This is a genomic window from Psychrobacter sp. R86515, assembly GCF_042466315.1.
In the GTDB taxonomy this organism is placed as follows: domain Bacteria; phylum Pseudomonadota; class Gammaproteobacteria; order Pseudomonadales; family Moraxellaceae; genus Psychrobacter.
Genome location: NZ_JAXHCC010000001.1, coordinates 561,279 through 585,085, shown reverse-complemented (window position 1 = coordinate 585,085; position 23,807 = coordinate 561,279). Strand labels below are relative to the sequence as shown.

Here is a 23,807-nt window from a genome sequence, read left to right as displayed (position 1 = left end):
CGCTCAATCCAGTTTATAGTAAAGTGATAATGACGTGATTTGATAATAAGCACAAGACTACTCTGATTACTGGGCTAAAAGACAAATGCTAGAATGACACTCAAAATAAAAGGGTAGCTTAATAATTAAGCTACCCTTTTTAATGGTCTTTATACCAAATCGTTTTTTATGCTAAATTGGCTTTCATAAATTCAAGCATGTTTTCCCAGCTTTGTTTAGCAGCGGCTTCGTTGTAGCCAAGATCCACTTCATTTTTGGCCGCACGCTCATCAGCATGCGGATTGGTAAAGCCATGTTTGGCATTGTCATAGACGTCGATAGTGTAGTCAACATCGGCTGCGTCTAGCTCTGATTTTAGACCTTCGATGGCATCCATTGATACCATTGAGTCATCACGACCATGAGCGACCAACACTTTTGCTGCAAAGTTTTTGTCTGCTGGCTGTTTTGGGGTTGGGTTACCATGGAACGTGGCAACCGCTTTTAGTGGCATGCCTTCGCGAGCCATATCTAGTACAACTTTACCACCGAAGCAGTAACCGATGGCGCCTAGGTTATCACCATCGACTGATAACTGATCGCTAAAATCATTCAAAATTAAGCGGCAGCGTGTCATTAGCATGTCTTGATCGGCCAGTACTTGCTCCATCCACATGTTTGCCTGCGCTGCATCAGTGGTTAGTTTGCCTTCACCGTAAACGTCCATAGCGACTGCTGCATAACCTGCCTCTGCTAAGCGCTCAACCACTGATTTTGGATGATCGACCACGCCCCACCATTCTGGTGCAACCAAAATACCTGCTGCTGGATTTTCATCTGAAGCGTTTTCTGGAAGTGCTACATAACTGATAAGTTCTACACCATTCTCGGTAGTACTGATTAATTCGAAAGTCTTAATTGACATATTATTGTCCTTTTTTATGTTGTGAGTTTTAATTATTCGTCATTGTGATGGTTCGTTTTTCTAACTCGTACTACCTTAACGCCCATGTCTAGCAAAAACAGCTATAATACTGTAACGCTCTTTATCAAAATGCTACTGCGACTTTATGACTATAAATTTGTTAAACAAAAATAATGACCAATCAGACTTGAACTTAGGTCTCGATGCAGCGGCCAAGCCTGAGCAATCGGTGGGTTTGTTCCCTGATAGTGCCGATGTCGATTCTAATGTTGATTCTGACTCTAAGTATGAGCCTGAGCCACTACGTCCGCAGTTTTGGTCGCGATTTGCGTTAACAGAACTAAACCATAGCGAGTGGGAAGCGTTGTGCGATGGTTGCGGCAGTTGCTGCTTGATTAAGTACATCGATGAAGATGAAAGTGGCAATGTGGATGAGGAGCTGGTCGAATATACCGATGTCACCTGCCAGTTGATGGACTGTGCGACAGGATATTGCAGTCACTATGCAACGCGTCAGGAGCACGTGCCAGACTGTATTCAGCTGACTATGGACAACTTGCCCAAGATGATGTGGCTACCATCGCACTGCGCTTATAAGCGTTTATATAAAGGACAGGGCTTACCAAGTTGGCATTTATTATTGACTGGGGATGCTGTGGTAACACAACAACAAATGCGAGCGGCCAACGTGGGCGTCGCCGGTCGCTGTGTCACGGAAATCGGTATGTCTGATGAAGAGATGGAAACGCGGGTGGTTAACTGGGTTAACCCTTAGTCTACAGTTAGTTAGATGCCTGAGCAGTAGATTTGGCCTTTGCTTCAGCACTGGCTTGCGAGTTAGCCAATGCTGGTATCGGAATATCTTGACGAATCTGCTGTGAGAATTTACGGCTGTTTTTATCTCTATCGATATCAGACTGTGAGTTGACTTGATTATCAAAGCCTTTTGCTTTTGGGTTGATATGGGTACGCTCATACCACGTGTTCATTGACCAAGGCTGGTTGTCCTTTTCTGGAGCCGCATCCAACATGCCCACATCATATAGATAGTTCGGTAACCAACCAGAGACCCAAATTCGATAATCCCATGGCAAACGATCGCCACTGACGATACGCGCCATATAAAAGATAATATTGGTACAGTTGCTAATCAGTGTATTGTACCAAGCAGGTTTAGCGTTCAAATCATCAGCCGCAGTCAGATAAGATTCAAACAGCGACCTCACCTCATGCTGTTGCAAATTGCTAATAGGAAACAGATAAACCTGCTCGCCGCGCGCATTGCTACGGGTATAGATGATGTCGCGCTCTTCTGCAGCAATCAGGCTCAGCTCATAACGTCGAAAAAACCCAGCAAGCGCTGAAAAAGACTCGCCATCTTCTTTACGTATCTCAAATGAGAATGCAAGTGGTCTATCATCTTCAAATCGAAAGCTAACTAAGGTATGAGCGATTAGCGGCCCCATCCAATAAGAGTTGGTCACATCGACGCCAGAGAGTTTAGACAGATCAATTGTACGGGTATCCCAGTGCTCGGTGGCGTCTTCTTCAGTTTGCCAATCAAAGTTACGAACATTGGTTAAGGTAATCAAATCAGGGTTAGTCGCATCGCGCTCATAGGAGACTCGCTGACTGACTTCAGCCATCCATTCTCGATCTTGTTTAGGTTCGATAGAAAAAAACCAACCTAGACCCACAAGCCAAACAGCGCCATATATGCCGATAAGTAGCTTGGTTGCTGTGCCTTTGCTAATTGATTTTTTATTAGACAATGAGTCGCTGTGCAATACTCTTGTGACGGCATCCCAATAACGCGTACTTAGCAGCGCAGCTAATATACCTACAATCGCTATTGTCGCAAGCCACGTCAATACTGAGCTGACGCCGTATTGATACCAAATCGCGAGTAATAACCATAGCGCTGATAACAATAATGTAACGGCAATTAAAAAAGTCACAAGACGCTGGCGCCATGTAGGCTTTGGCTGTTTGCTATCTGATGAGCTGTTTTTTGATATTTCGCGTTTTAAGTCAAGACTCTCTAAGCCACGGCTGTCTGACAGTCGACTGCGTGAACGCGACGAGAGTAAGCGAGAAAAAACGGAACGTAACGACATAGGGTTTGCTTTGATAAATAAAGGCTTTGACCATAGCAAAGTTTATAACACGCTGACAATACAATTTGAGTGAATTTGTCGTTGAATGTCGGTGAGCCTTGCGATAAAGTGAAGCTAATTTGTACTAGCAAATTTGTTATTCATCCATTAATTAATAACAAACCAGCTGTTTTATTTGCTACTTTTATCCCCATCTAGGCTCTACTTGTTTTTTTATTGAGTATTGTTCATTTTTATATTGAATACTATTCTGATTTTTATTAACTAAAGAGGTTAAATCACACCACCATGTCTGACGACACTCCCAGCCCGAGTAGTTGGTCGATGCGCGGCTTAAAACGCTGGCTATCGACCGCCCCCGAAACCCGTGATGAATTGATTCGTCTGGTACAAGACTCGCGCCAGTTTTTAGAGCCTGATACGGTCGATATGTTAGAAGGCGTGCTAGATTTGCCTGCGACACAAGTCCGCGAAATCATGACGCCGCGTCCGCAAGTAATTGGTCTGCACGAGAGTACCAGTCTTGCTGAAGTGATGGACATCATTCTTGAGACCACCCATTCGCGCTATCCTGTTTTTGACAGTCAAGATGATGATGCTGTCATCGGTATCTTATTGGCAAAAGACTTGATTCCAATTTTGGTACATATGGTTCGCAATCAAGAAGACAAAATTGACAGTAAGCGTCTCAGAGACTTGGTGCGCCAGCCGTTATATATCAGTGAAACGGCTCGTTCTGATACATTGCTACGCTCATTACAGCGTACCCAAGTACATATGGCGATTGTCGTGGATGAGTTTGGTAACTTCGGTGGTGTGGTCACCATGGAAGATTTGTTGGAAGAAATCGTTGGCGATATTGTCGATGAGCATGATGACTTTGATGAAGACAGCGATATCAATAACATCGTCCCTGATCCAGAAAAACCAAACACATGGCGTGTCCAAGCGTCTACGGTGATTGAAGACTGTAATGATGAGCTGGGTAGTCGTTTTGACGATACCGATGTCGATACGATGGGCGGTCTGGTCATGCAAGCACTTGGCTTCGTTGGTGATTTAGAAGGCGAGAGCGTCGTGATAGATGATTGGAAAATTACCATTACCGATGTCGAAGGGCGATTTATCCAAAATCTAGAGCTGACCAAAACCAATGCCGAGCAACAGATATTGATAGGCAGCCATTAGCTTGCTTATAGTGTCACGATAGTTGGTCAATGAATAAAACTTGTTAGAAAATTCCATAAAAAACACGATGAAAAATCGTGTTTTTTGCTTTCTGCCTTTTGGTCTTTAGAATGAGGTTTTAGCTACGCAAATTTACCCACTTGTAGGTTTTGACTGGTATCATGGGTGGGTTTTATTTGTGGCCCTGCATAAAGCATTATGCAGTCAGGTTTTGCGTGAGTGTTATCTCATCGCTTAGCTGAGAAATTTTAGAAAATATGGTTTTGGATAACTGCTATGCGTCTGTCTACTGTTGATTTACAAAAACGTCTGAACCCCGATAAGCCAAAAGGTTTACACATGGGACTGACGGTACTAATAGCTTGGCTGGCAGGGGCCGCTTTTATACTCGCGCTCGCGCCTTATGGTATTTGGCCAGTTGCCTTGGTATCACCTGCTATTTTGTACGCGTTATTAGTACCAGCGATGACAGGTCGCCGCGCCTTTCTAATTGGTCAAGCGTACGGTACAGGGCTGTGGTGTGTTGGCGCTTTTTGGCTATACACCTCGATACACGTTTATGGTGATACGCCCGCATGGCTTGCTTTGATTATGATTGCGCTCATGGGTCTAGGCATGGGACTATTCCATGGCTTTTTGGCGCTCATCTTTAATCGTGTGGTCGGCAAGCAGCCGTTATCTTTTGCTGCCCTGTGGATACTCCAAGAGTGGATGAAAACTTGGTTGTTTACTGGTTTTCCTTGGCTATTCGTTGGTTACGCGTTTACTGAGCAGTATTGGCTGTCTTCGCTCGCGCCTGTGGCTGGCGTCTTTGCGGTTTCTTTTGTAGCGGTATTATTGGCTGCCAGTATCGTTGAGCTATTGCGTCGCCGCGGTGGCTACATGATTCCATCGATAGCATTACTAATCATTAGTAGCGCGCTATGGTTGATCAATCCGCAGTGGACCAAGCCAAAAGGCACTCCTGATCTATCGGTATCTTTGATTCAGGGTAATATCCCGCAAGACCTAAAATGGCTCACCGAGTATCAGATTGAAACGTTAAAAATCTATGCAACGTTGACCCGTGACGAGTGGGGACGTGACATCGTGCTGTGGCCTGAATCGTCGATTCCTATGTTTCAGACAGAAGCTGTTGGTTTTATCAGTGAAATGGTCGCGATGGCCAAAGAGACTGACACAACATGGGTGACGGGTATTCCTTATAAGGATGAAGCAGCGTTTGATGCCAGTACAGATAAATATCCGCCGTTCTACAATAGTGTGGTTGCGCTAGGGGCACAGGCAGAGGGGCTGTATAAAAAGCAACGTCTGGTGCCATTTGGTGAATATATTCCATTCCAAGGAGTGCTTGATATTCTGCCTAACCTGGCAGGTAGCCAAGACATTATGAGCTATAGTCGCGGCAGTGATCAGCAGTCACCGCTACGTGTGCGAGGGCATAATTTAGGCGCAGCCATCTGTTACGAAGTGGCTTATCCAGATACCACGCGCAAAAATGCCATTGGCACGGACTTCTTATTGACCATCTCAAACGATGCTTGGTTTGGTACGTCAGCAGGTCCACTACAGCATCTACAGATGGTACAGATGCGCGCGTTAGAGAACGGTCGCTGGTTTATGCGTGCAACTAACACAGGTGTGACAGCTATCATTGACCATAAAGGTCGTATCGTAGAGCGTGCACCGCAGTTTGAACGTACTGTATTACGCGGTGATATTCAGGCACGAGTTGGTAATACGCCATTTATGCGCTTTGGTCAATATCCTATTTTGTTTATCATGACACTGCTGCTGATACTTAGCTATTTGGGTAAACGTACTAAGTCTCCAGTACGTCTGGTTAAGTAGTATTATTAAGTAAGATGTGACGATAGCGAATAATAGATAACTGATTAAGTAGTTAGCTGTCATAAGTGCCAAAAATGGATATTTAAATTGTGAATAATAAACCCTTTAAATACTTAAGGGTTTTCACAAATCAGTATAAATTGCGATATAATAGGTCAATATTTCAAATATTTTGTGCAAGGTGGATAAGGTATGTCAGAAGGTATCGTTAATAACAATCCAAAAAAAGAGCTGTTATTCGCTTTAGGTGGCATTGCCATGTTCTTAGGTATTGTCTTACTTATTGGTGTTTCTGCATTTTTGCGTCCAGCAGGCGAGCATATCACTGCTGAGACAACTGAAGCATCAGCTGCGGCAGATGAAGCGGAAGCTACTGCTACTGAAGAAGAAGCGGCTCCAGCCGATGCAGAAGCTGCAACAACAGAAGAAGCGTCAGATGCTACAGCGCCTGATACTGCAGCAGATGCAACCGTAACACCAGCGGCAGATGCAGATGCAGATAGTGCAGTTGTCACCGCAGAAGCTGGTACAGCAACGGCCTCTGGTACTGTAAGTCAAGCCGCTGTTGCCGATGCTGATTTGACAGCTGAGCAAGCGGATGGTGATGTAGATGCTGGGAATGCTGGCGACGCTACTGATGAGACCGCAGCACAGTAAGCTGTAGTATGACTATGTAACTGATCTAAAATAGTGCCACTCGATTGTTAAATGAGCTGCATTATGAAGTCTGTATCAACAGTGCTATAAGCATAATATTACTGTCTTAGATACCTATAAAAAGAGTCCGTTCTCAACTATTGAGAGCGGGCTTTTTTTATAGGTATTTGTGTAATTTTTGACCAATTTTTTCTTTACTTGATTATAGCCAAGTGAAACAATGTTCCGCCTATATGACCGTCCATCTGGATAATCAGGGGTTTGGTCATTACAAATATGATCTTTAAAGGAATAAAGTTATGGGCACAGAAACAAATTCGGGGGCTAGTGCAGCAGAGCTAGAAGCACTAGACAATGGCTTTATGGGACATCCTGCGCCCTTACGCTCATTGTTTTTTACCGAAATGTGGGAGCGATTCTCCTATTATAGTATTCGTCCACTATTAGTTTTATTTATGGTGGCAACAGTGAGCAGTGGCGGTTTTGGCTTCGATGAAGTCACCGCTTCTGCTATTTATGGTATTTTTGCGGGTTCGTTATACTTAGCAGCAGTACCAGGTGGCTGGTTGGCAGATAACTGGCTAGGTCAAGAGCGGGCGTTGTGGTGGGGTAGTATTATTATTGCCCTTGGACACTTGTGTATCGCGCTCTCAGCGATGTTTGGTATGACGCTGTTCTTCGTTGGTTTAATCTGTATTGTCTTGGGCTCAGGACTATTTAAGACCTGTATCTCAGTGATGGTTGGCGCCTTGTACCCCAAAGGCGACTCTCGCCGTGATGGCGGTTTTACCTTGTTTTATATGGGTATTAACATCGGTGCGTTATTGGCAGCACTTATCGTCGGCGTATTCAAAGAAAAAGGCATGTGGCATGTCGGCTTCGGCGTTGGTGGTTTGGGTATGCTGGTTTCATTATTGATCTATCGTTTTTTCGCGCAAAAGAACTTAACACGTTATGCACGTGCCAAAGGTATTTCTGCTGAGTGGGAAAAATCTAACGACCATTACAAAAACATCGGTCGCTGGGTTGGTGGTTTTGTCGCCTTGCTAGTAGCCGCAGTGCTATTAGTATCTACTGGCATGATATCGTTCAATCCTGAGATGGTTGCAGAGTATATGACGTATATCATTGCTGCGGTGGTCATCTTGTATTTTGCGATTATGTTTATCTCACCACGATTGGATAAGACAGACAAACTACGCTTGTTAATTTGTTTTGTTTTAATCATTGGCTCGACGCTGTTTTGGTCAAGCTTTGAGCAGCAACCAACGTCTTTTAACTTGTTTGCCGATCGTTATACCGATCTGAATGTTTTAGGATTTGAGATACCAAGTATCTGGTTCCAGTCATTGAACCCGCTATTTATTTTAATATTGGCACCTATCGTTAGTATTATCTGGGTCAAGCTTGGTAACCGAGGTCTTGAGCCTAGCAGTATGGCTAAGTTTGCACTCGGTATGCTGCTCGCAGCCGCAGGTTTCGCCTTGATGATTTTTGCTTCAAAAAGCATTTTAGCGCCTGGTGCTGGCTTGGCATCACCACTATGGTTGGTTGGTAGTTTATTATTATTGACGCTAGGTGAGTTAGCATTAAGCCCAGTTGGTTTGTCTGCTATGACTAAATTGGCGCCAGAAGGTATGCAAGGCCAAATGATGGGGCTATTCTTTGCTTCTATCGCTATGGGTAACTTGGTTGCCGCCTTCTTTGGTGGGCATGTATCAGCTGATAAAATCGAAGGCTTACCAGGTCTATTTACCACCATGACCATCTTTTTGGTAGTTACCGCTGTACTATTATTGATACTAGCAAAACCTATCAATAAGATGCTTAAAGAAAGCGAGCGTGAGAAACAATTGGCCAAGCAATAAGATAATCTGATGTACATTTGTGATTAACAACAGCACAAGTGACACATGATGAGACGTGTTACCATTACTGGTAGCACGTTTTATTGTTTTAGTTGATGAGATATTTGGCACGAGCCATTGAAAGCTTACTATCTGCCCAAACATCTAATGATAGCTCACCATAAACAGCAGTACAGCGTTTTATAAGCCTATATTAATTCAATTTTATACTCTCAATAGGTAGAAGTAATTACCTAAACAGACATAATTAGATAGCTAAATAAGTAGACAATTTGCTTGCTTGAATAATTGCTATCGATAATAAATATTTTATTACAACTAAAGCAGTATCAAGAACTCAAACAAGACGACTATTAGAACAAGACGATTGTAAATAATCGCGCCATCATCATATTTTTATAATTTCTATAAGGACACATTCAATGAATAAACAAGCCATTCACGAACGTATTGCTAACTTACGTAGCACTTTAGCCGCGCAAGATCTCACCGCAATCATCGTACCCTCTGCTGATCCACATTTATCTGAATATCTACCAGAGTACTGGCAAGCACGCTTATGGTTGTCAGGGTTTACCGGTTCTGTCGGCACGCTCGTCGTGACTGCTGACTTTGCAGGTCTATGGACGGATAGCCGTTATTGGGTACATGCTGCCGACCAGTTAGAAGGTACTGGTATTACTTTAGAAAAGCTTGCGCCAGGTCAGCCAAATCATATCGACTGGCTAGCTGAGCATTTGCAAGAAGGGGATAGCGTAGCAGTAGATGGCAATGTGCTATCTATTGCTGAGCAAGATCGCCTGCTAAATGCTTTTGATGCCAATGACATTACTTTGATCACTGAGCGTGATGTGCTGACAGAGATTTGGACAGATCGTCCAGCACTACCAGCGGCCAAATTATACGCTCATGATGAGCAGTTCCTTGCTCAGTCTGCCACCTCAAAGCTGGCTGCAGTGCGCGAAGGCATGGCAGAAGCAGGTGCGACCCATCATTTACTCTCAAGTCTAGACGATATCGCTTGGTTGACGAACTTGCGCGGTGCTGATGTTGATTATAATCCGGTATTTTTGTCACATATGTTGATTGACGCAGATAAAGCAACGTTGTTTGTTGATATTAATAAAGTAAACGAAGATATTGCACAGAGTTTAAAAGACAGTGGTATCACATTGGCTGACTATTCTGCTGCGCAAGAGGCATTGAGTGCATTAACACCAGACGATTTACTACTGTTAGATCCGAGCAAAGTCGCAGTAGGTACGCTCTCAAAAATGGCAGATGATGTTGGCTTCATTGAGCAAATGGCGCCTAGTACATTACTCAAATCTGTAAAATCAGATGCAGATATCGATCATGTCCGTGAAGCGATGCGTCAAGATGGCGCTGCCTTAGCTGAGTTTTTTGCTACATTTGAGCAGCGTCTAGCAAACGGCGAGCGTTTAAGTGAGCTAGATGTTGATAGTATGCTGATAGACGTGCGCAGTCGTCAGCCGCATTATGTCTCGCCAAGCTTCCCAACCATCGCAGGCTTTAACGAAAATGGCGCATTGCCACATTACCGTGCAACGCCAGAAAAATTCAGCTACCTTGATGTGGCCGAGGGCAAAGGCGGATTGCTACTGATTGACTCAGGCGCACAATATCAAAATGGTACGACTGATATCACCCGCGTAGTTGGTATTGGACAAGTTACTGCCGAGCATAAACGCGACTTTACGATTGTGCTAAAAGCCCACATTGCGCTAGCTCGTGCGCATTTCCCTGATGGTATCGCCTCACCGTTGATCGATGCTATTTGCCGTGCGCCATTGTGGCAAGCACAGATGGATTATGGCCATGGTACAGGTCACGGCGTTGGGTATTTCTTGAATGTACACGAAGGCCCACAAGTCATCGCCTATAGCGCCAGCACGCCAAAAGAGCGCGCGATGAAAGTCGGTATGATTTCTAGTAATGAGCCAGGTTTATACCGCGAAGGTAAATGGGGTATTCGTATCGAGAACTTGGTAGTAAATACGCCAGTTGCTAAGCCTACTGAGACAGAGTTTGGTGATTTCTTGAACTTTGAGACCATCACTTATTGCCCAATTGACACGCGTCTGATTGAGCCATCGTTGTTGGATCAAACTGAGATTAATTGGCTAAATGATTATCATAGCCAAGTCTTCGCAGAGCTAAAAGATCGTGTTGAAGGCGCAGCGCTTGAATGGTTGACTGAACGTACCAAAGCCATTTAATACCAAGCTCAAAACATTAACTAAAAGTGCTAAAAAGCCCCGTAAATAATTTACGGGGCTTTTTAGTGTTCGTTATTTAGTATTTACTACTGAGCGGCTGTTTCTAACTGTAGGTTTAATACTGAAAAATAATCACTGTTAGTGGATGCTTTTCTTAGCAGCTTCATTATTAGTAGTTGAGTCATTCTGTTCGCTAAAGTGTTGAGTGACCTCAGCACGTAGCCAAGACTTTAGGTTTTCAGACATTAACATCATTTGCTCACTTAGATAGTCATCGACCTGTGTTTCTAGCTCGCGGATTAGCTGTTGGTGTGTTGCATCTAGCTTCGCGTCTTTTAATGCCAAATTAATCGCTGCACTGGCTTTATTACTAATATCTTTAATGTGGTTATCACTAAGTGTATGTGCCTGTTCGCTAATGGTTTTGTTATCAGCATTTTTATTATCGTTAGCATTGCCTTCAGTATTTTTTGCTTCTGATGCTACTTTTTCATTCTTTGCGCTAGAATTATCAGTAACAAAACCGTCAGTAACAGCGCTATCTGCCACGACTTTATCTGTGTCTACTTTAACTACGTCGTTATTAGTAGCCAGTTCTTTGTCATTGTCTTTCTCTAACGCTGCCTGCTCATTTTTCTCTTGTTCTGTTCGAGTTACTTCTGTCTTGCGTGTGGCTTCTTCTGCTTCTTTTTTCTTCTGCTCGTCTTCTAGCTTTTGTTTTGCAGCTGCTGCGTCTTCTTGCTCTTGTTTGTCTGTGATAGCTTTCGCAATGGCTTGCTCGGCATTGTAGTTGTCATATAGCTCGTCTACATGCGCATCTAAATCATGGGTATTAAAAGTAAAATCTTCAAATGAGGTTTCAGATTGCAGCAGAGTAGTGATGTCTTTTAGTTCTTGGGTAATCGCTGCGCGTACTGGCTCAGGTGCACACGTCCAGCGTTGATAAAACTGATGGGAAAATGAGTAGCTTGACATGGTATCTTCCATAAATGTTCCAAAAATTACCCCTTATCATACGCAAGTACGATAAGGGGCTGCAAGTGGACAAACGTAGCAAATCTGACACCAACGTTACAACGCATTCATTACCATGCGCTGCGCTGTAGATAGGTAGCTATTATTGACTGATAGGCCAGCGAGCAAATACCAATGAGCCATTGGTGCCACCAAAGCCAAAGCTGTTAGATACTGCATACTGCAAGTTATCAACTTTGCGTGATTGATTAGCCACATAATCAAGATTACAGTTGTCTTCGACATCGTCTAGATTGATCGTAGGTGGTACATGCTGATGCTGTAGCGCTAGTACTGTAAAGATGGCTTCAACTCCGCCAGCGGCACCAAGTAAGTGACCAGTCATCGATTTGGTTGAGCTAACTAAAATGCTGTCTTTTACAGGAGAGAACACAGTTTCGATAGCAATAGACTCAGCCACGTCACCCGCAGGGGTACTGGTACCATGAGCGTTGACATAACCGACGCTTGATGACTCGATACCAGCATCGTTTAGTGCATTTTGCATCGCTCTTGCCGCACCGCTACCGTCTTCTGGTGGTGCAGTAATATGACTGGCATCGTCGCTCATACCGAAACCGACTAGCTCTGCCAATATCGTTGCACCGCGCGCTTTGGCATGGGCAAGGCTTTCTAATACCACCACACCAGCACCATCACCAAGGACAAACCCGTCACGACCTTTATCAAACGGACGTGAGGCTTTGGTTGGCTCATCGTTGCGCGTAGATAGTGCGTGCATCGCACTAAAGCCAGCTATACCAAGTGGGCTAGAACCCTTTTCACTACCGCCTGCCAACATAACGTCAGCATCACCATAAGCGATCAAACGAGCAGCAAGACCCATAGCGTGAGTCGCCGTGGTACAAGCCGTCGATGTCGCAAGGTTTGGGCCTTTTAACTTATGCTTAATTGCTACTAGTCCAGCGGCCATATTGACGATAGAGCCTGGAATGATAAAAGGTGAGACTTTGCCTGCGCCTTTTTCGTGTAGGGTATCACGACTGTTTTCAATCGTTTGGATACCGCCAATACCTGAACCTAAAATAATACCAAAGCGATCTTGGTCAACGCCTTGCACAGGCGCATCAGCAGCACTGACTTCCTCGATAAAACCAGCGTGCTTTAGGGCCATTGCCGAAGCGGCAACCCCATAATGCATGAACTCATCATAGCGACGCGCATCTTTAGCATTCATATATTGCTTGGCATCAAAATCTTTGATCACGCCTGCGATTTGCGCACGGTAGCCGGTGGCATCGAAATGCGTAATCGGTGAGATACCACTCTCGCCATTGAGCAATTTGGTCCATGAGCTATCGACGTCTAGACCGAGCGGCGTAATGGCACCCATACCTGTGACTACCACACGCGTATCATCAGAACGCTCGTAGTGAGGTGGTTTTTGACGCGATTTATGTACAGGTGCTGCAGTCATATTATTTGTGTCATCAGTGGTGGCTTGGTCGATAGGTGAACTACTATTCTGGCTCATGCGATATATCCTATACTTACAGGTCCTAAGAGGATGGCGTTTCAAAAGTCATTATAAAACACATAGGTGCACGTATGTAAACTAAAATTTAACTGGTCAGGCAAAACATACTTGACCCAATACCACGCCTTTATTTGCACCAGTTACCGCTGGTAAATTACCAGTTTCACCCATCAATGTTTGTCTGGCTAACCACGCAAAAGCAACGGCCTCTACCCATGTTGACGCAAGCCCTAAATGTTCAGTAGTTTTTACTGTGCAATGGGGCAGGTGTGCTTGCAGACGCGTCATTAAATAGTCATTCAACGCGCCGCCGCCGCAAACATAAACCGAGCTGTTTTTTGAATGACTGACAAACATGTTGATTTGCGTACTGGCACTGATAGCCGTTAGTTCAGTCAAGGTTGCTTGTACATCGGCTGCTGAATAACTGATGTTAGCATTGGCTTGCTCAAAAGCCTGTAGCTTATCTTGCAACCAAGTTAAATTAAAGTCCTCACGGCCGGTGCTTTTTGGATGAGCCTGAGCAAAAAATGGATGTTCCGAAAGTTGCTTTAATAATGGCTCAATGATAGTTCCAGACTGCGCCCAAGCGCCACCTGCGTCATAAGAGTTATCTGTATGCAACGAGGTCCATGCATCCAATAACAAGTTGGCAGGTCCCGTATCATAGCCAACAACTTGAACTTCTTCACTGGCTGGCAAGACGGTTATATTAGCAATACCACCTAAGTTTAATAGCACACGGGTACTATCAGGATTGGCAAATAGTGCCTGATGAAACGCAGGTACTAAAGGCGCACCTTGACCACCAACTGCCATGTCACGACGTCGGAAATCACTGACCACGCTGATGCCTGTGCGTTCAGCGATGATATTGGCATCAACCAGTTGCAACGTGAATCCCATTTGCGGGCGATGGCGTACGGTTTGTCCATGACAGCCAATCGCTAGTACTGACTCAGGATCGGTATTTGATTGTTGCAATAGCGTATTGACCACTTCGCTCGCGAACTCAGCATACGCGCGACTTGCCCAACCGAACCAATCCAACTCACTGTTTGGTTCATCGACCTCTGATACGAGTTGATTCACACCATTCGGCTGACATAATGCCAGTAGCACTTCACGCAGACGTGGCGGAAAATCTTGGCTATAGGTCGCCAGTAGTTGCATCGGTGGTTGGGTATTGTCTTCGTTGCTTATCGCAGGATTAAACTGACAAAGCACAGTATCCATACCATCCAAACTGGTGCCAGACATCATGCCGACATATAAGCCATCATCGAAGCTTTCAAATACCGTTTGCTCAAGTGCATCAGTTAGGGTGGCATAGTTCGAATTATCAGAGGTCAAATCATCAATATCGTCTGAAGGGTTATCCAAACCATTATTCATAAGCAAGTCTGCGAGGACATTATGGTCAGTATCAGCAATCGATGCGGGGTTGGTCATGGCAATTTACCTTAAAAAACGCTAGTATATCCGTCAAATTCTAGCATTTTTTCTGACCTTTTGAGGTTCTAAACTTCCTAAGGTGTTGAGCCAGTAACCGTCATTCATAAAAATCCCAATTAAAGTGATATATAGAGAGCATCATGACCAATCAAACTTACACCCTAGAAGAACAACTGGCCCTTATTCAGCGCGGTACGCAAGAGATATTATCTGAAGATGACTTAGTGGCTAAGCTAAAGCTCAATCGTCCGCTACGTATCAAGGCTGGTTTTGATCCTACCGCACCAGATCTGCATTTGGGTCACACGGTACTGATCAATAAGCTTAAGCATTTTCAAGATTTGGGTCATGAGATTTATTTTCTAATCGGCGATTATACCGCCAAGATTGGTGACCCTTCTGGCAAAAACAGCACGCGTCCACCGTTGACTGATGAGCAAATCAAAGCCAATGCAACGACTTATGCTGAGCAAGTATTTAAAATCTTGGACAAAGAAAAAACCCGCGTGGTCTTTAACTCTGAGTGGTTCAATGACATGAGTGCCGCTGATATGATTCAGCTGGCCAGTCAGCAAACCGTCTCGCGTATGCTTGAGCGTGATGACTTTTCAAAACGCTATGCATCACAAACGCCCATCTCTATCCATGAGTTTCTCTACCCGCTAGTACAAGGCTACGACTCTATCGCCCTAAAAGCAGACGTTGAGCTTGGTGGTACCGATCAGACCTTTAACTTGCTAATGGGTCGCACGCTGCAAGGACGCTATGGCCAAGAACCACAAGTTTGTATCACTGTGCCAATCTTAGAAGGGCTAGATGGTGTCAATAAAATGTCCAAATCATTGGGTAACTATGTCGCTATCTATGATGCACCAGGCACCATGTATCAAAAAATCCTGTCTATGCCGGACACACTAATCCATCGTTACTTTGAATTTTTAAGCTTTAAGCCAATGGAAGAAGTGGAAGGCTTGATGGCAGACATGGAAAATGGCCGTAATCCACAAGAAATCAAACGTATCTTAGCCGAAGAGTTAATCGAACGTTTCCATGATGCTGATGCAGCTGCTAATGCGCACAAATCTGCTGGTAACGTTTTAGCAGATGGCGAGCTACCAGTCGACTTGCCAGAAATTATGTTAGATCTAGAAGGGCAAGATGCGTTATTTATCACCCAGATCTTGAACCAAGCTAAGCTCGCTAAAAACAACTCAGCTGCCAAAGACATGGTAAAACGTGGCGCGGTCAAAGTAGATGGCGAAGTCGTTGATGGTGGCTTTAGTCTAACCTCAGGTCAGACGGTCGTAATTCAAGCAGGCAAAAAAGCTTATGCAAAAGTGACGGTTGGTTAGATAATCTATAAAAATGATTGAAAGTGAGGTCGGCAGTAATTGTCGACCTTTTTTATGAAGCGATGATTAGTAGCCATTTTTTAATAGTAGGAGTTTGCTATGACTAAAACCATCCCCCAAGGCATTTACCGCCACTATAAAGGTAGTCTTTATCAAGTATTGCATACGGCGCAGCATTCAGAAACCGAAGAATCGCTAGTGGTATATCGTTGTCTGTACGGTGAGTATGGCGTGTGGGTTCGCCCATTAGACATGTTCGCTGAGACGGTCACGGTTGATGGTAAGGAAATACCACGCTTTGAATTGATTAAACTATTGAATGATTAATACTTAGCCAATGATTTAGATTGAATTTAGCGCCTAAAAAACGACCCGTTGAGGTCGTTTTTTTTGTGCATCATTAAAAACCCATAATTAAGCGTTCAGAAACTCTTTCAATACTTTATAAAAACTAACTGGTGCATCCATCGGTACAGCATGCCCTGATGTTGGCAAAATAATACTGTGCGCATTGGGCAGCAGAGTGGTCAAACGCTGTTGCCATTCTGCATTGTATAACTGCGAGCGCGCACCAATCAGTAAGGTAGTCGGAATATTGACTGTTGGCAAAACGTCGCGGTAATCGTAGGGCAGCGCAACATAAGCCGATAGGCAGCGCAGTTTGTGTTGCCAAGTCGCATGCTCCATTAATGAGATTTTGTGCGGTGCCCGATAACTGAGGGCTTTTACCAGCAATTGCGAAGGTTTACTATTGACAGAGAGCAGAGAAAAAGAGCGCTCCATGTCTAATAAATTTACTTTTAATCGATAGGGCAGGTGACGGAAGTCAACCATTTGCTCGGCTTGTAGATAAGGAGTAGTGTCGGTAATTAGCTGTGTAAATTGCGCAAACAATCCGGTTTGTCGTGTGCCAAATACACCGCCACCTTGCCAGTCTGGCTGATTATGAATAATCGGTGCTTGATCAATGTTCAGATAATGGCTCACGCGCTGAGTACCAAAGCGCTGAAAATATGCCCACATGACCAATGCTCCCATCGATATCGCGGCAACAGGGAAAGCCTCAAAGCCAGTTTCTTTGCTCACGTATTCAAACACATCTTGGGTATCTTGTGCATATTGCTCAATAAAATCAAACGTTGGCAACGTTAGGTTACTGGCCAAACCAAACCCTCTAAAATGCGGCAAGTAAAAACAGTAATCCTGAATGAGCGGTAAAATAAATGGCAAAAATTGCCTCGCATCCATACCGAAAGCGTGCATTAATATAACAGGTTTACCTTTGCCGATGACAGAGACGGGCAGCAACGTTCCATCAGCTGTTTGGACAGTAATGGTCTTTAGCTGGTAGGGAGTAGGAAAGGGTATGAGGTCTTTTTTCATAGAGTGATATCTCTTTGATTTTTCAAGCTGTCTCGGTCAACTTAGCTAAAAAAGTATTGCGGTAGAATACACCGCTACAAAATAGTTATACCGCGAATAAAAGACTGCTATATTAAAGCTGTCGCCTGACCATAGCATAGAATTTGGCTAAGGGTAAAAGTCAACAGTGAGACTATACCAGTGCTATGTAGGGGCTGGAAATGATTGTTGAGGATACAAGTTTATGAGTGGATCAACATTACCATTACTCGATAGTAGCCTATATCCACAAGTGTGGCAGCAGCAGACACTTACCAGTCCGCAGGCGCTTTTGCTATCGATGTTGTCTGCTACTTTGAGTAGGGATATCACAATTGATGCCAGTGCTTTTACCAAGCAGTTATTGGCAGACGATGTCTATCAAGAATGGATTAATACTACGGTGTTCGGGCGTTATTTGCATCGTAACTTTACCGCATTTTATCAACAGACAGAAGACAGTTTTAATATAGATATGCCTGCATTGTTCCGACAAGAATTAGTACGGCATGCGCAGTATTTACCGCTCAATCAGGTATTATTTTTTGCAGGAGAGATGCCCAAAAGTGTACGACAGAATAAGACGTTAACCACTACGGTGAATCCAGCAACGGCAATAATAAATGCTCAGAAAATGTCTCAGAATCTGGCACAAAAGCTGACCGTGAATACTTCAAAGTTAATTATTAATCAGATAACCATCACTGGTAAGCAAGTATTAGGGTTTGCGATACGTCATAATAAGCGCACTAGCGAACGTCTGCGTAACGAAGTGTTGATTTTGGACTTTCAGGATTTGCGTTTGGTCAATGAGCAAGCTATTGAAGACATAAAAAAAAGCAATATAGATGACTCTATATTGCTTCGATCTTATGAGATACGCTAACAGCTTCGGTGTTGATAAGTGATATATCTATAATCAACATTGATACTATAACTAGCTGAGCAGTTAATATTAATTTTGCTTGGCAATCGTCAATCCATTATAGGTCTGGGCGACTGGCATTACTTCTAGACGGTTGACGTTGATATGAGCAGGTGACTCAATTAGCCATAACAAAATATCACCGATATCTTCACCTGTCATGGTTTTAAAGCCATCATACACCTTGGCAGCTTTGTCATCGTCACCGTGATAGCGCACATTTGAAAACTCAGTGCCAGCCACATTACCAGGTTCAAGATTGGTCACACGCACTTGGGTGCCAATCAGATCTGCTCGCAAGTTTAAACTGAACTGTTTTACAAATGCTTTAGTTGCGCCGTAAACGTTGCCACCAAAGTAAGGCCAGCTACCAGCAATCGAACCGACATTAATGATATAACCATTATCGCGCGCGACCATCGCTGGCAAGACCGCATGAGTCAGCGCCATCAAGCCTTTAATATTGGTATCAGTCATACGCACCCAGTCATCAAGACTGGCCTTGTGAGCAGGCTCTGTACCCAGTGCCAATCCTGCATTATTGACCAAGACATCGATTTGTTTAAAATCATCAGGCAAGTCAGCAATGATGTGAGGGATAGAAACTGTATCACTCACATCCATAACCACGGGTAAAAAAGCCTCACCTAAAGTCTCTGCCAAAGCATTCAGTTTATCAAGGCGTCTGGCGCAACCAATCACGCGATGGCCGTTAGCAACCAAGCGCTCTGCCAACGCTTTACCAAAACCCGCGCTTGCTCCTGTAATCAATACGTTCATGATCTGTCCTTATTGTTGATACTGTCTGCTGTTGCCATAGCTTTGATGATGGCTTTATTTACCCTAATGCGACTTATCTATTGGATAACTGCTTACCAAAGATCTTATCACCAGCATCGCCTAGACCTGGGATGATGTAGCCGTGCTCATCCAAATGGCTGTCTAATGCAGCGGTATAGATAGTCACGTCAGGATGCGCTTCGTTTACCAAGCGTACGCCTTCAGGTGCAGCCACCAATACCAATGCTTTAATATTAGTACAGCCGTTTTTCTTTAGCATCTCGATGGTCGCAACCATTGATCCGCCTGTGGCTAGCATTGGATCAATGATCAGCGCAGGACGTTTGTCCATGTGACTGACAAATTTTTCAAAGAACGGTACTGGCTGCAACGTTTCTTCATCACGTTGTAGGCCGACCACAGAAATCTTAGCAGTAGGGATCAAGTCGAGCACCCCATCAAGCATGCCGATACCTGCGCGTAAAATCGGTACGATCGTCGCCGTCTTACCGATGATTTGCTCACCAGTGATTTCGCCACACCAGCCTTCCATTGGGAAAGTTTCGATTTCAAAATCACGGCTTGCTTCATAAGCCATCAAGCGCGCAAGCTCTTTGGTCAATGTACGAAATTTATAAGTACTACAGTCTTTTTCGCGCATAAGGCTGAGTTTATGACGGACTAGTGGATGATCGATTACCGTAATTTTTAAATCGCTGTTTAAGTCACTCATAAGTACTCTCTTGTTTTCTTGTCTGATGCTTGCGCAGTTACTGCGGTTGCTATTAGTATAAAAGATACAAACACTTACCGCACTTTAACCATATTCTTAGCTTATAAATAGTAAAGTGAAACCCTTTACAATTAAACTAATAAACTACTTTACGCCAGTGCTCATTTATCGCAATGACAATATTTGCGTTCACAGCTGCCATCAAAGCCTAAGCAGTTCAGGCTAAGCAAAATGATATCGCGCTATCTTAAGTCAACTGATTGAACCGACTAAGTTTGACTATATAACGTGATTATAAGTGAGGTAGTGTTTAGACTTGCTATGATACCAAAAAAACCGCTTTTCTGATGAAGAATATCATGACTATAAAAACACCAAGCATCCAAAAAAACATCGATACAGAGACGCCATTAGCCGAAAACAGCGCTGTTGACGTCGAAACGCATCCTTTTGAGCCTGTTCTGCCGCTCAATGCCACCATTATGATGATGGGTACTTTTCCGCCGACTGCTGATAAATGGACAATGAGTTTTCATTATCCCAATTTTTATAATGATATGTGGCGAATATATGGTCGAGTGTTTTTTGATGATGCTGACTATTTTAGAGTAGACGATGAGAAGCGCTTTGATCCTGAGCGCATTCGTGATTTTATGTTTGAACGTGGTATCGCTTCTTGTCCGACAGTAAAGCAAGCTATCCGCGAAACGGGTAATGCTTCGGATAAAAATTTAACGGTGGTTACACCTGTTGATCTAGAGGTTATCTTACCGCAAGTGCCAAAGGTAGAGTCATTGTTTACGACAGGAGGCAAGGCGACCGAAGTGCTACTTGGGTTATTAGATGAGCCAATTGCCAAATCAAAGTATCCAAAAACCAATCAAAGTATGGACTACCCTTATCAATGGCAGGGTATAGATAACCAGAAAGCTGATGTGAGTAATCTAACCCTATATAGGTTACCGTCGACTTCACGTGCTTATCCGCTATCGTTGGATAAGAAAGTCGCTGCGTATAAAGCGTTTTTCGAAAAAATGGGTAAGTTATAAAATGGAAATAGAGAAATGGTTGCACTAATCGAAGGTAAAGCTCAAAGATAGTAAAAGGTATTTATCTAACAAACTTAAACGTTTTTGATGTTAGAAAGTATAGTAAATAGCACATCTCTAGTTAGTCTTTAAACCTATCGAAATTAATTAAATCATAACCCATTGAAAGAAATACAGATTTATTTATCTCCTAAAATAAGATTAAAAACATTAATAAAACGGGTTGACACAAAAGATAAACCGTCTATAATACGCACCTCATCAAGACGAGCTGGAAGTAGCTAGTGTGTAGATTACACATTAATAACCCAGTTAACTTGTTGAAACAAATTAAAAAAAGAAGTTGACAGACTATTAAAACATGATATGATGGTCAGCTCGCTAAATAGGATAAGCCGCATTGGCTGACTTGTTTAGTTTGAAATACTAGCACTGGACGACAGTGTCAGACATTATTTAAAAGCATAACTAAAGAACAACTTGTGTGGATTTTTGCTGATTCAGAATGCTAAAAAATAAAGTTGACTATCTTTTCTTTTCGGAAAGATTATTAACTATAAAAATTATCATTTAAGACAGCAGAAAAACTCAAAGTTAATTCATTACGAACATAATTTTTAGCGATTTTGCCAGATTAGATGAGCCAAGTTTAGAAGCTTCTTTAAAGAGCTTCATAGCAAGATTAAACTGAAGAGTTTGATCATGGCTCAGATTGAACGCTGGCGGCAGGCTTAACACATGCAAGTCGAGCGGAAACGATGGTAGCTTGCTACCAGGCGTTGAGCGGCGGACGGGTGAGTAATACTTAGGAATCTACCTAGTAGTGGGGGATAGCACGGGGAAACTCGTATTAATACCGCATACGACCTACGGGAGAAAGGGGGCAGTTTACTGCTCTCGCTATTAGATGAGCCTAAGTCGGATTAGCTAGATGGTGGGGTAAAGGCCTACCATGGCGACGATCTGTAGCTGGTCTGAGAGGATGATCAGCCACACCGGGACTGAGACACGGCCCGGACTCCTACGGGAGGCAGCAGTGGGGAATATTGGACAATGGGGGAAACCCTGATCCAGCCATGCCGCGTGTGTGAAGAAGGCCTTTTGGTTGTAAAGCACTTTAAGCAGTGAAGAAGACTCTTCGGTTAATACCCGGAGACGATGACATTAGCTGCAGAATAAGCACCGGCTAACTCTGTGCCAGCAGCCGCGGTAATACAGAGGGTGCAAGCGTTAATCGGAATTACTGGGCGTAAAGCGAGCGTAGGTGGCTTGATAAGTCAGATGTGAAATCCCCGGGCTTAACCTGGGAACTGCATCTGAAACTGTTAGGCTAGAGTAGGTGAGAGGGAAGTAGAATTTCAGGTGTAGCGGTGAAATGCGTAGAGATCTGAAGGAATACCGATGGCGAAGGCAGCTTCCTGGCATCATACTGACACTGAGGCTCGAAAGCGTGGGTAGCAAACAGGATTAGATACCCTGGTAGTCCACGCCGTAAACGATGTCTACTAGTCGTTGGGTCCCTTGAGGACTTAGTGACGCAGCTAACGCAATAAGTAGACCGCCTGGGGAGTACGGCCGCAAGGTTAAAACTCAAATGAATTGACGGGGGCCCGCACAAGCGGTGGAGCATGTGGTTTAATTCGATGCAACGCGAAGAACCTTACCTGGTCTTGACATATCTAGAATCCTGCAGAGATGCGGGAGTGCCTTCGGGAATTAGAATACAGGTGCTGCATGGCTGTCGTCAGCTCGTGTCGTGAGATGTTGGGTTAAGTCCCGCAACGAGCGCAACCCTTGTCCTTAGTTACCAGCGGGTTAAGCCGGGAACTCTAAGGATACTGCCAGTGACAAACTGGAGGAAGGCGGGGACGACGTCAAGTCATCATGGCCCTTACGACCAGGGCTACACACGTGCTACAATGGTAGGTACAGAGGGCAGCTACACAGCGATGTGATGCGAATCTCAAAAAGCCTATCGTAGTCCAGATTGGAGTCTGCAACTCGACTCCATGAAGTAGGAATCGCTAGTAATCGCGGATCAGAATGCCGCGGTGAATACGTTCCCGGGCCTTGTACACACCGCCCGTCACACCATGGGAGTTGATTGCACCAGAAGTGGATAGCTTAACCTTCGGGGAGGCGTTCACCACGGTGTGGTTGATGACTGGGGTGAAGTCGTAACAAGGTAGCCGTAGGGGAACCTGCGGCTGGATCACCTCCTTATAGACGCATTCGGTCAGCAAGAATTCACAACAAGTTGTTCTTTAGTTTAAGCTTACGTTTTTAACAAACGTATTAGGGTCTGTAGCTCAGCTGGTTAGAGCACCGTGTTGATAACGCGGGGGTCGGTGGTTCAAGTCCACCTAGACCCACCATTTTACAATGGGGCCATAGCTCAGTTGGTAGAGCGCCTGCCTTGCACGCAGGAGGTCAACGGTTCGACTCCGTTTGGCTCCACCACTACTAAGACGGTTAAGTAAGCTTTAGATGCCAATAAATAAATAGATATTAAATAGAAACAAGTGATTGTGATTGATTACTTCTTTCTGTTTTATACAGAATCTGTGACTCGACGAGAGCATAGAGACTATTTAAAAACATAGATATGAGTCTGGGTTAAGAAGAGCGTGTTCACGCGCACTTCTTAACCTTAATAACTCACCTCTTAACGACATCAGTTGTTATCCCAGGGGTGAGTTATTAAAAAAAGTAAAGAGAACTGAATCAAGCGTATAAACATAGGTGATATCGTTATCATAATTAGATTGTATGACA

General features: G+C 44.0%; 18 protein-coding genes, 2 tRNA genes and 1 rRNA gene. 13 read left to right on the top strand and 8 right to left on the bottom strand.

Annotated elements, in window-relative coordinates:
* Positions 1-166 precede the first annotated feature (166 nt).
* A complete protein-coding gene (locus SJY28_RS02450) occupies positions 167-904 on the bottom strand; it encodes a dienelactone hydrolase family protein (protein WP_379543313.1) in 738 nt (245 codons plus the stop codon).
* Positions 905-1,139: 235 nt separating this feature from the next.
* Here SJY28_RS02450 and SJY28_RS02445 point away from each other — a divergent pair, with 235 nt between their 5' ends.
* Positions 1,140-1,679, top strand: coding sequence for a YcgN family cysteine cluster protein (locus tag SJY28_RS02445; protein ID WP_379544897.1), 540 nt, complete (start codon positions 1,140-1,142; stop codon positions 1,677-1,679).
* A 7-nt stretch (positions 1,680-1,686) separates the two neighbouring features.
* On the opposite strand, the gene SJY28_RS02440 is transcribed toward SJY28_RS02445, so the two are convergent.
* Positions 1,687-3,021, bottom strand: coding sequence for a DUF4105 domain-containing protein (locus tag SJY28_RS02440; RefSeq protein WP_379543312.1), 1,335 nt, complete (start codon positions 3,019-3,021; stop codon positions 1,687-1,689).
* A 288-nt stretch (positions 3,022-3,309) separates the two neighbouring features.
* Here SJY28_RS02440 and SJY28_RS02435 point away from each other — a divergent pair, with 288 nt between their 5' ends.
* The 5 genes from SJY28_RS02435 to SJY28_RS02415 all read left to right on the top strand — a co-directional run bounded on the left by SJY28_RS02435 (position 3,310) and on the right by SJY28_RS02415 (position 10,825).
* A complete protein-coding gene (locus tag SJY28_RS02435) occupies positions 3,310-4,209 on the top strand; it encodes a CBS domain-containing protein (protein ID WP_057761902.1) in 900 nt (299 codons plus the stop codon).
* Positions 4,210-4,485: 276 nt separating this feature from the next.
* Entirely contained in the window at positions 4,486-6,060 is a 1,575-nt protein-coding gene (gene lnt, locus SJY28_RS02430; protein ID WP_379543311.1) for an apolipoprotein N-acyltransferase, read from the top strand.
* A 192-nt stretch (positions 6,061-6,252) separates the two neighbouring features.
* A complete protein-coding gene (locus SJY28_RS02425; protein WP_379543310.1) occupies positions 6,253-6,717 on the top strand; it encodes a hypothetical protein in 465 nt (154 codons plus the stop codon).
* A gap of 299 nt (positions 6,718-7,016) precedes the next feature.
* Complete coding sequence (locus SJY28_RS02420) at positions 7,017-8,585, top strand: peptide MFS transporter (protein ID WP_238068590.1); 1,569 nt, start codon at positions 7,017-7,019, stop codon at positions 8,583-8,585.
* Between the two features lie 422 nt (positions 8,586-9,007).
* Positions 9,008-10,825, top strand: coding sequence for an aminopeptidase P family protein (locus SJY28_RS02415; RefSeq protein ID WP_379543309.1), 1,818 nt, complete (start codon positions 9,008-9,010; stop codon positions 10,823-10,825).
* 138 nt (positions 10,826-10,963) lie between these two features.
* On the opposite strand, the gene SJY28_RS02410 is transcribed toward SJY28_RS02415, so the two are convergent.
* The 3 genes from SJY28_RS02410 to SJY28_RS02400 form a co-directional block, all read right to left on the bottom strand.
* Positions 10,964-11,812 (bottom strand): hypothetical protein, encoded by an 849-nt coding sequence (locus SJY28_RS02410; protein WP_379543308.1) that lies wholly within the window; start codon positions 11,810-11,812, stop codon positions 10,964-10,966.
* 130 nt (positions 11,813-11,942) lie between these two features.
* Entirely contained in the window at positions 11,943-13,277 is a 1,335-nt protein-coding gene (fabF, locus tag SJY28_RS02405) for a beta-ketoacyl-ACP synthase II (protein WP_201580099.1), read from the bottom strand.
* A gap of 153 nt (positions 13,278-13,430) precedes the next feature.
* On the bottom strand, positions 13,431-14,789 hold the full coding sequence (locus tag SJY28_RS02400; RefSeq protein WP_379543307.1) for an anhydro-N-acetylmuramic acid kinase: 1,359 nt from the start codon (positions 14,787-14,789) through the stop codon (positions 13,431-13,433).
* 143 nt (positions 14,790-14,932) lie between these two features.
* On the opposite strand from SJY28_RS02400, the gene tyrS reads away from it, so the two are divergent.
* Positions 14,933-16,144 (top strand): tyrosine--tRNA ligase, encoded by a 1,212-nt coding sequence (tyrS, locus tag SJY28_RS02395; protein ID WP_379543306.1) that lies wholly within the window; start codon positions 14,933-14,935, stop codon positions 16,142-16,144.
* Between the two features lie 99 nt (positions 16,145-16,243).
* Positions 16,244-16,471: a DUF1653 domain-containing protein gene (locus tag SJY28_RS02390; protein ID WP_379543305.1), complete on the top strand. Its 228-nt coding sequence runs from the start codon at positions 16,244-16,246 to the stop codon at positions 16,469-16,471.
* Positions 16,472-16,558: 87 nt separating this feature from the next.
* Here SJY28_RS02390 and SJY28_RS02385 read toward each other — a convergent pair whose 3' ends face one another.
* Positions 16,559-17,527 (bottom strand): alpha/beta fold hydrolase, encoded by a 969-nt coding sequence (locus SJY28_RS02385; RefSeq protein WP_379543304.1) that lies wholly within the window; start codon positions 17,525-17,527, stop codon positions 16,559-16,561.
* Positions 17,528-17,750: 223 nt separating this feature from the next.
* On the opposite strand from SJY28_RS02385, the gene SJY28_RS02380 reads away from it, so the two are divergent.
* Positions 17,751-18,431 (top strand): hypothetical protein, encoded by a 681-nt coding sequence (locus tag SJY28_RS02380; protein WP_379543303.1) that lies wholly within the window; start codon positions 17,751-17,753, stop codon positions 18,429-18,431.
* Between the two features lie 69 nt (positions 18,432-18,500).
* Here the strand turns inward: SJY28_RS02380 and SJY28_RS02375 are convergent, their stop codons facing one another.
* Positions 18,501-19,250 carry an SDR family NAD(P)-dependent oxidoreductase gene (locus SJY28_RS02375; RefSeq protein ID WP_379543302.1) on the bottom strand — a complete coding sequence of 250 codons (750 nt, stop codon included), beginning with the start codon at positions 19,248-19,250 and terminating at the stop codon, positions 18,501-18,503.
* A gap of 73 nt (positions 19,251-19,323) precedes the next feature.
* A complete protein-coding gene (upp, locus tag SJY28_RS02370; RefSeq protein WP_057761878.1) occupies positions 19,324-19,983 on the bottom strand; it encodes a uracil phosphoribosyltransferase in 660 nt (219 codons plus the stop codon).
* A 482-nt stretch (positions 19,984-20,465) separates the two neighbouring features.
* Between upp and SJY28_RS02365 the strand changes: the two genes are divergently transcribed.
* The 4 genes from SJY28_RS02365 to SJY28_RS02350 all read left to right on the top strand — a co-directional run bounded on the left by SJY28_RS02365 (position 20,466) and on the right by SJY28_RS02350 (position 23,492).
* Positions 20,466-21,032, top strand: coding sequence for a DNA glycosylase (locus SJY28_RS02365; protein WP_379544894.1), 567 nt, complete (start codon positions 20,466-20,468; stop codon positions 21,030-21,032).
* A 684-nt stretch (positions 21,033-21,716) separates the two neighbouring features.
* Positions 21,717-23,255, top strand: a 16S ribosomal RNA gene (locus SJY28_RS02360).
* Between the two features lie 75 nt (positions 23,256-23,330).
* Positions 23,331-23,407, top strand: a tRNA-Ile gene (locus tag SJY28_RS02355).
* 9 nt (positions 23,408-23,416) lie between these two features.
* A tRNA-Ala gene (locus tag SJY28_RS02350) sits at positions 23,417-23,492 on the top strand.
* Positions 23,493-23,807: the final 315 nt, after the last annotated feature.